General features: G+C 34.6%; 3 protein-coding genes. 2 read left to right on the plus strand and 1 reads right to left on the minus strand.

Going from position 1 to position 4,309, the window contains the following annotated elements; genetic code table 11:
• Positions 1-163: 163 nt before the first annotated feature.
• Positions 164-1,582 (minus strand): DUF3329 domain-containing protein, encoded by a 1,419-nt coding sequence (locus tag HGC4_RS08855; protein WP_050709774.1) that lies wholly within the window; start codon positions 1,580-1,582, stop codon positions 164-166.
• Between the two features lie 207 nt (positions 1,583-1,789).
• Between HGC4_RS08855 and HGC4_RS08860 the strand changes: the two genes are divergently transcribed.
• Both HGC4_RS08860 and HGC4_RS08865 read left to right on the plus strand, forming a co-directional pair.
• Positions 1,790-3,202 (plus strand): OmpA family protein, encoded by a 1,413-nt coding sequence (locus HGC4_RS08860; protein ID WP_050709775.1) that lies wholly within the window; start codon positions 1,790-1,792, stop codon positions 3,200-3,202.
• A gap of 110 nt (positions 3,203-3,312) precedes the next feature.
• Entirely contained in the window at positions 3,313-4,290 is a 978-nt protein-coding gene (locus HGC4_RS08865) for a Gfo/Idh/MocA family protein (protein ID WP_050709776.1), read from the plus strand.
• The last annotated feature ends 19 nt before the right edge of the window (positions 4,291-4,309 follow it).

The following is a 4,309-nucleotide window of genomic DNA, read 5'->3' on the forward strand; positions in this document are numbered from 1 at the left end:
TTTTTTTTGAAAATAATTTATTGAGGTTTTCTTTCGAAATAGAGCTCTTTTTGTCTATATGAATGTATATATTGAAATTGTCATCAAAAAAATTAACTAAATCTTCCAGATGATCATAGTTCTTGTATGCTGTAATTAAAATAGCTTGCATAGGGTAGAGCTTTTACTTTTCGAGTTGAAAATCAATTTCATAATATAAAGACATATATGGCAGGGCGTAGGGTGTATCTCCTAAGCCGAATTTGGTTCGTGCCTGATATTCTTTAAAAACTACACTTGTGGCTTTATTATTTTTCTTTTCTGCAATGATAAGCATTCTTTCTTCCCAGATGTTACTTATAGCCTTTACATCTTTATATGCATCGTAAAAAGAAGCCATGAAGCTTATGACGCAAAATATAAGGAAGCAGTATTTGGCTTGTTTTACTAATGGTGTAAACGCATCGATCTTATTATATAAGATGCCAAATGTTATGATGTTAAAGGTTATTGTAGCAAACCATGCACGTGCCGGAAATCCTGGCGATGCAACCATAATATATATTGAAATAAATACTCCAATGAAATATATGCATATATATGACAAGGTAGCCTTTCTGTTATTGCAATTAACTTTACTGTAAATAAGCATCAATAAAGTAATACCTAGATTTAAAAGTCCTAAATAATTGACAAAGCGTTGAGTATAGTTTAATATTCTGTATGTAACGAGAAATGGACTGATGGATGTGCCTTCTGCTCTGGCAAAGTTTCCGGGGGCAGCAATCATTATAATATATCCGATAATTGCTCCAATGAGGCCGGCATACATCCAAATAGGTGTTTTGTTGTTGCTGTATTTGTAGTACAAGATAAAGCATGCTATCATAACGATCATTGCTGCAGCGGTATTCTCATTGGTCCACCCTGCGATTACTCCTCCTAAGAGCATTAGTAGAGAAAAGGTAATATCCTTTAATAATGAGCATTCTTTATTTGAGCATCCTTTATTATTGCCATATAGTCTATAAGGAAGTAAGAATAATAATATAATGAGGGTTCCCCATAAATAATTAGAGCTACCTGTAACCCATAGAACGGTTTCTGCAAATACAGGTTGTAAGAACCATGTTAGGGAAAATGAAATAATCAGAATACTTATGCTGTTTTTTAATTTTCCTATGATATGGTAGTGGATGGTCAATATAAAAGCAATAAACCCAAGTGAGTTTATTATATCTATAACAAGAGAATTGTCAGTCAAGAGTAGCATTTGAGTGATAAAGTGAACAACGCTTCTCCCTCCCCATTTATAGTAGTGTAAATATTGAGACTGGAAGATGTCATTTATAGAGGTCAGGCGACTTTGAGTTTGATAAATGAAGGAATAGACAAAATCATCTCCAATCAGAGGAGTTTTGATGTTAAGGAAAAGAATAAATGGGAAGATGAGGCATAGTACGAGCATAAATAAGAGATTGTAAACCGATCGTCTCTTTATGATGAAGTTCTCTAAAGAACTAAAGCTCGATTTTGCCTGAAATAACAGGTCTTTTGTTCGAAAAAATGTTTTTTCGAAAAGAAAGGGTATTTTATTTAACATTTTGATTCATCTTCTTTTTAAGACTTTTATTTATATACAAATATAAAAAATTATATATTCTTTTGATAAAAAAGTGCTTATATATCTATATTATATAGGTGTATAATTCTGTTTTATGCTGAAAAAAAGAGGTTTAATGTTTTTCTCTAAAAAAAAACTCTTATATTTGCACATTATTACGAATTAACATTAATCAATGTTTTGGATATGAACAAAAAGGATTTTATCATTTCATTCCTCTTTATTACGAGTCTTTTTTCACTTTCTGCTCAAGAAGAGTCAAGTCGTACTCTTATAGCTGAAGAGGTGGAATATGGACAACCTAATCAGACTTATAATACATATAAGACTACTTGGAAAAAAAATAGATTTAAAGATAATTGGATTATCTCAATAGGAGGTGGTGCTCAGGCGATGTTTGGAGAAGATGACAGCAAGGGACCTAACACCGATCGTGTGACTTTTGCTCCACAGTTTTCTATAGCTAAATATTTTTCTCCAATCTGGGGATTGAGATTTAATCTTACCGGAGGATCTTTACACGGTTTTAATGATGGTAATCATGGAACTTATCGTAAATGGAATCATGGAAATGAAAATTATTTAGGGAAAAATCACGCAGGAGTTCTTCCTGGCTATCCAACAACAGGTCCGGGTATGGATATGTTGTCATGGGATCCTCAATGGAATTATCTTGGCTTTACTTTGGATAACCCAGATATAAACAAAAGGATTATTCTTGATAATGGAGCATATAAATGGGTTCCAGGTATGGATGAGAAAACTGTTTATATGCAGCATATACGCTATGTTCAAGCTAATATTGATTTCATGGTTGATTTCCTGAACCTTATCGGCAATTATAATCCAAAACGTTTTTTCGAACTTACACCTTATGGTGGTGTGGGAGTATATAATGCTTTCTCGAACCTAGGTAGTGACAATTTTTTAACAGTTGGTGTACATGCTGGACTTATAACAAAATTCAGAGTAAGCGATAGAGTTGGTATTAATGCTGAGTTTTCTGGCTCTTTAGTTCCTGATGAGTTTGATGGTCAAACAGGAGGTGAAATGGGTATGACTGGTATTGCTCAGACTACTTTATCTCTTGCTTACAAATTTGGAAGAACAGACTGGGAAGTTGCTGAGCCAATGGATTATGAATTGGTTAATCGTCTGAACGACGAAATAAATACACTGAGAGAACGTAATGCTAAGTTGGCTGCAAAAGAGTGTCCTACTTGTCCTCCACCGCCTCCAGTTGTTAAAAGCGAACCAACAACAAGCTCTGATATTAAATTCTTACCGGATCCAGTATTCTTTAGAATTGACAAAGCTGTTATTGATCCAACTGAATGGGCTAAGATTGACAAAGCTGCAAGATACTTAACTGATCACCCTGATGTTAATGTGGTAGTTACTGGTTATGCAGATAAGAAAACAGCTTATCCTGAATATAACATGAAATTATCAGAACGTCGTGCTAAGACTGTATCTCAAGCATTGATCGAGAAATATGGTATCAACCCATTAAGAGTTTCTATTAACTGGTCAGGAGATCAAATCCAACCATTTAAGATAAACGAATGGAACCGTGTTGTTATATTTGTTATTGAATAAATAGTAAACTATATAATATTAGAACGTCTCTTAGTGAAAACTAAGGGACGTTTTTTTATATTTGCTTGTTGCTAGAATTATAGTAGAGGAAAACTAATAATCAATATGATATGGAAAAGGTAAACTGGGGTATTATTGGCTGTGGTAATGTTTGTGAGAAGAAGAGTGGCCCATCTTTTTACAAGATAGAGCATTCTGCCTTAGCTGCTGTAATGAGGAGAGACATAGATAAGGTGAAAGATTATGCTCAAAGACATAGTGTTTCGAAATGGTATACCGATGCTGATCGGCTTATTTCTGATCCTGATGTTGATGCGGTATATATTGCAACACCTCCTAGTACTCATGCTAGCTATGCGATCAAAGCTATGCAGGCTGGTAAACCTGTATACGTAGAAAAGCCTATGGCAATGAATCTTGCAGAATGTGAGGAAATGATTAAGGTCTCTACTGCAACTAATCAGAAGCTATTTGTAGCCTTTTATCGTAGAGCATTGCCTTACTTTCTGAAGGTGCAGGAGTTGCTAGAGAATAAAGCTGTAGGTGAGGTTCTGACTGTTGATGTTAAACAATATAGGTCACCCAGACTATCTGATTTAACATTCTCTGATCAGACTTGGAGAGTTGATAAGAATATAGCAGGAGAGGGCTATTTTTATGATCTGGCTCCTCACACTTTAGATATACTAGACTTTTTGTTAGGTGAGATTAGTGATGCTAAAGGTTTCTCTGCAAACTTAGGTAAGCTCTATGATGCAAAAGATACTATATCAGCTATACTTCAATTCAAGTCGGGAGTTATAGGCAGTGGTCAATGGTGTTTTGTAACCTCTAATCAGACTGATATTGATTCTATAATTATTACAGGAACTAAAGGTGAGATCAGATTCAGCACATTTGCTTTCTCGCCTATTGAACTAATAACAGAAGTGCTTTCGCAGAGTTTTGATATTCCTTCACCCGAACATATTCAGCAACCCTTGATTCAAACAATTGTAGATGAGTTGAGAGGTATTGGAAAGTGTCCTTCTACTGGAATTAGTGGTGCGAGAACTTCCAGAGTAATGGACTTGATTCTTAAATCTTAAATAATATCTATGACCTTAA

This window comes from Dysgonomonas sp. HGC4 (assembly GCF_001261715.1).
GTDB lineage: Bacteria > Bacteroidota > Bacteroidia > Bacteroidales > Dysgonomonadaceae > Dysgonomonas_A.

Coding starts and splice junctions, on each gene's coding strand:
- HGC4_RS08865 (WP_050709776.1), top strand. CDS start 3,313: ATGGAAAAGGTAAACTGGGGTATTATTGGCTGTGGTAATGTTTGTGAG.
- HGC4_RS08860 (WP_050709775.1), top strand. CDS start 1,790: ATGAACAAAAAGGATTTTATCATTTCATTCCTCTTTATTACGAGTCTT.
- HGC4_RS08855 (WP_050709774.1), bottom strand. CDS start 1,582: ATGTTAAATAAAATACCCTTTCTTTTCGAAAAAACATTTTTTCGAACA.